We start from the raw sequence: 3930 nt of genomic DNA on the forward strand, positions 1-3930 counted from the left end.
GTCTGTTACTTTGCCCGATAATATCGGCGGATGGTTAGACGGTCGTTCGTCTTTAGCTCGTGTAGGTCTTATGGTGCATGTTACTGCGCACCGAATAGATCCCGGTTGGTCGGGCAACATTGTATTAGAATTTTTTAACAGCGGTAAATTACCCCTTGCGTTGCGCCCGCTAATGAAAATTGGTGCGCTGAGTTTTGAAGTGCTGTCTCAGGCCGCTGAAAAGCCCTACAACGCGCGTATTGATGCAAAGTACAAAGGTCAGGATGGTGCCATAGCAAGTCGCATTTCCTCAGACAGAGAAAAATAGCCCAATAAGAAGAACAGGAGCGGGCAATGATAAAAAGTAGTTTAACCTTATTCATTGCCTTCGTGGTATCGGTACTTTTAACCTTACTATTGTTTTTAGGTGAGCAACCCTCTGCCATTGCCTACACCGCCGGTATTACCACCTTTGTTGCTATTTTATGGGTAACAGAAGCCTTACCCATTCCTGCCACCTCACTCATTCCTTTTGCCTTTTTTCCGTTAGCAGGTGTTATCACCCACAATGAAGCTGCGTCAGCTTTGGGGAACCACGTCATTGTACTGCTGATGGCGGCATCCATGCTGTCAAAAGGATTAGAAAAAGCCAACCTGCATAAGCGACTGGCCATATACATGCTACGCCTAACCGGCACGGGCAGTGGGCTAAAGCTGGTGCTGGGCTTTATGATGACCACCGCCGTTTTAAGTATGTGGATCAGTAATACAGCCACCATGCTGATGATCTTGCCCATGGCGATGGCCATTATTAAAGCCACCGAGAATAAACGCTTCGGAATTGCCTTGCTGTTAGGCATTGCCTATGCCGCTAGTTTAGGCGGTGTGGGTACGCCCATTGGTACCCCGCCTAACATCATCTTTATGAGTGTGTACGAAGAAACTCAAGGGATGGAATACAATTTTGTTGAATGGATGAAAACCGGTATTCCCATTGTGCTGATCGGTATTCCTGTTATGGCGATGTGGCTGGGAAGAGGCTTAGGTAAGGTGGATGATATTAATTTACCTGAGCCCGGTGAATGGTCCATTGCTGAAAAACGGGTGTTGGCCATATTTGGCACCGTAGCCTTGGGTTGGGTATTTAGACCTTTTTGGACGGGTTGGTTAGATATTACTACCATCAGTGATAGTACTATTGCCGTGGCCGGTGTGGTTGCCATGTTTATGGTAAATAGTGGTCACAAACGTGAAAAGTTGTTGGACTGGGATACCGCCAACGATATCCCCTGGGGCATGTTGTTATTGTTTGCTGGCGGAATTTGTATTGCTAAAGCCTTTAGCGCTTCGGGGTTAAGTATGGTGATGGGGCAGTGGATGACAGCGCTTTCTTCCATGCCGGTTGTCTTGCTTGTTCTGTTTATTTGCTTGTTTGTTACCTTCTTAACGGAAATTACCTCAAATACGGCGACGGCCACCTTGTTAATGCCGATTTTGGCTGCCGCAGGGGCGGGTGTGGGGGTGGATCCTAAACTGCTCATGATACCCGCGGCCATTAGTGCAAGTTGCGCATTTATGTTACCGGTGGCCACAGCCCCTAACGCCATTGCTTATTCAACGGGTGTATTTAATATCAAAACCATGGCGCGCGAAGGCATAATGCTAAATGTGCTGGTGGCATTTGTGGTGACCGCAGTATGCTTAGTTACCCTTCAATGAGGTTAAACCAGAGAGAAAAGGTGAGGATAGACAGGTAAGTTAAGCCGAAACTGGAGAAGAATAGGTCAATTTGATTATCATTTAGACGCTTAGATTAAAAATGCTATATTTGTCGTTGCAAAGTGCATAAAAATAAGTAGACTTGTCGGCTCTTTCGGTCGGTGTGTGGCGCAGCTTGGTAGCGCACTGTCATGGGGTGTCAGGGGTCGGAGGTTCAAATCCTCTCACACCGACCAACTTTCCTACTCCCCTTATCTGGCTTGACTTACAGCCTGTATCCCTCTAAAACTGTACACTCATTCATGCACTGGATTTACCCTAGGGGCACTATTTGGGTCACCTTTTGGGTCACCTTTTGGGTCACTTTTGGGTCACCTTTTGGGTCACTTTTCAGCGCATATCTAGTATTTGATTCATTCATGGGTTAGTGATTAGTGGATAAGAAATATCTTAAAAGAGCTTCTTCAGGTTTATGGCTATACAGGCGTAAGACTCCAACTCTACTTAAAGACAAGTACGGCACTGAATATATACAACGTACCCTTAATACTCATAGTTACCATGAGGCTATCTTAAAACGTAATTCCATTAATGCTGATATTGAAATGGAGCTAGCCAGTTCTAAGCGTAAAGACTCAGAGAAGGATAAGTTCTATGAGTATTACATGCCTTGGCGTAGAGAGCGTTTAGAACGTGAAGGTGAGGTGGCTACTGATGGTGATTATCATCCAATGGAAGAAGCTGACCTTGAGGTTGTCATAGAGAATCCAGAAGATAAAACTAATCCAGTAGTATATGCCGCTTGGAAGGCTGCAATGACAGGTGATATACCAACATTGTATTACCCATCAATAAATGAATTAGCTGAAGAATGGTCTACATGGGCTAAGGACAAGAAGAACACCAAGTACATTACAACACTGAATACCGCTGTTAAGGCTCTCATAGCTGTTATAGGGCGCGATGACTTACCGATGAATGTAACGTCTGGTCAGGCTCAAATATTCCTTGATGCACTACTTGATACAGGCAAATCAGCTAATACAGTGACACACTACAAGTCTAAGCTACAAGAGCTATGGCGTTGGGGTTTAACACGTGAGAAAGCTAAAGGTAATAATCCTTGGCTTAACTGTAAGGTTGAAGCAAGTAAGAAGAAAAGTAAGCCACTACATTACCGTAACTTCAATGACTCAGAGATAACTAAGATTCTCTCTAGGACTGAATACAGTAGGCTTAACACACCTACTTGGGCTTATCCATATACATTGCATATGTTACCTAGACTGTTACCGTTCCTTGGCACAAGACTCAGTGAACTAGCATTAGCTAAAACTGAACAGTTTGTTGATGTAGATGGTCGCTTATTCTTTGAGGTAAGAGAAGGTAAGACGATCAATGCACAACGTATTGTTCCCGTATGCCCAATCATAAAGCCTCTTATAGTTGAAGCTATCGCTAAAGCTGGTGGTTCACCTTGGTTATTCCCTGAAGTAGGTAATGCCACCATTGGAGCTAATGAAGCAGTGAATAGCATATCATCTAAGTTTGGTAAGTTAACTAAGGACTTTGACCAAGTGGAAGGCTACAAGACAGGCTTACACTCATTTAGAGGTCACTTTGCGACAGCACTAGAGCAAGTAGGTTGCCCTGAAGACATCGCTACGAAGCTAGCAGGTCACAAGCAGTTGTCATTGACTTATAACCTATATAGTAAGTACAAGAACAAGGATGAACTGTGGCAGTATGTTGAGAAGATACATAAGGCTGATTGCCTAAAAATGTTTATTCAGTGAATAGGTTGATTGATAAATAGACAACGCTACGTGAATGAAGCAAGGGAAGACTAAAGGAAGTCATTCAGATTTCACGTAGCGTTGTCTAAAAGTTAATCAAAAAGTTTTCACTACAAAAATCTGAGTGGGTATTTTGATATAAAGGCAATCGAATTTCCCCCCCGTATGCCTTCTCTCTACGTTCTACAAGCCACCTGAAACAATCTACAGCCAATCATTACGTTACCTTGAGCCAACACAAAGGCCAACACAAAGGCAAGGCTTAGGGCAGCTTGTAGTCACTTATTACGCCTTGATTAACTGACTCCCTGACTTAAGCAATACATTTATATTTCAAACAAAACAAACGGCATTATTGTGTAAGCGATCATTTTAGACCGTTCTTCAATTCTTAAACCAAGCCTTTAAAATTAAATCATTGATAAAAACAGGAGAA

General features: G+C 43.5%; 3 protein-coding genes and 1 tRNA gene. All 4 read left to right on the forward strand.

The window, feature by feature from the left end; genetic code table 11:
* A partial coding sequence (gene dcd, locus V5298_RS19975; RefSeq protein WP_332933179.1) for a dCTP deaminase occupies positions 1-307 on the forward strand: 307 nt, incomplete at its 5' end.
* Between the two features lie 26 nt (positions 308-333).
* Complete coding sequence (locus V5298_RS19980) at positions 334-1698, forward strand: SLC13 family permease (RefSeq protein ID WP_332933180.1); 1365 nt, start codon at positions 334-336, stop codon at positions 1696-1698.
* Between the two features lie 159 nt (positions 1699-1857).
* Positions 1858-1934 (forward strand) — tRNA-Pro (locus V5298_RS19985).
* A 198-nt stretch (positions 1935-2132) separates the two neighbouring features.
* On the forward strand, positions 2133-3494 hold the full coding sequence (locus tag V5298_RS19990; protein WP_332933181.1) for a tyrosine-type recombinase/integrase: 1362 nt from the start codon (positions 2133-2135) through the stop codon (positions 3492-3494).
* The last annotated feature ends 436 nt before the right edge of the window (positions 3495-3930 follow it).

This window comes from Alteromonas sp. 14N.309.X.WAT.G.H12 (assembly GCF_036697315.1).
Classification (GTDB): domain Bacteria; phylum Pseudomonadota; class Gammaproteobacteria; order Enterobacterales; family Alteromonadaceae; genus Alteromonas.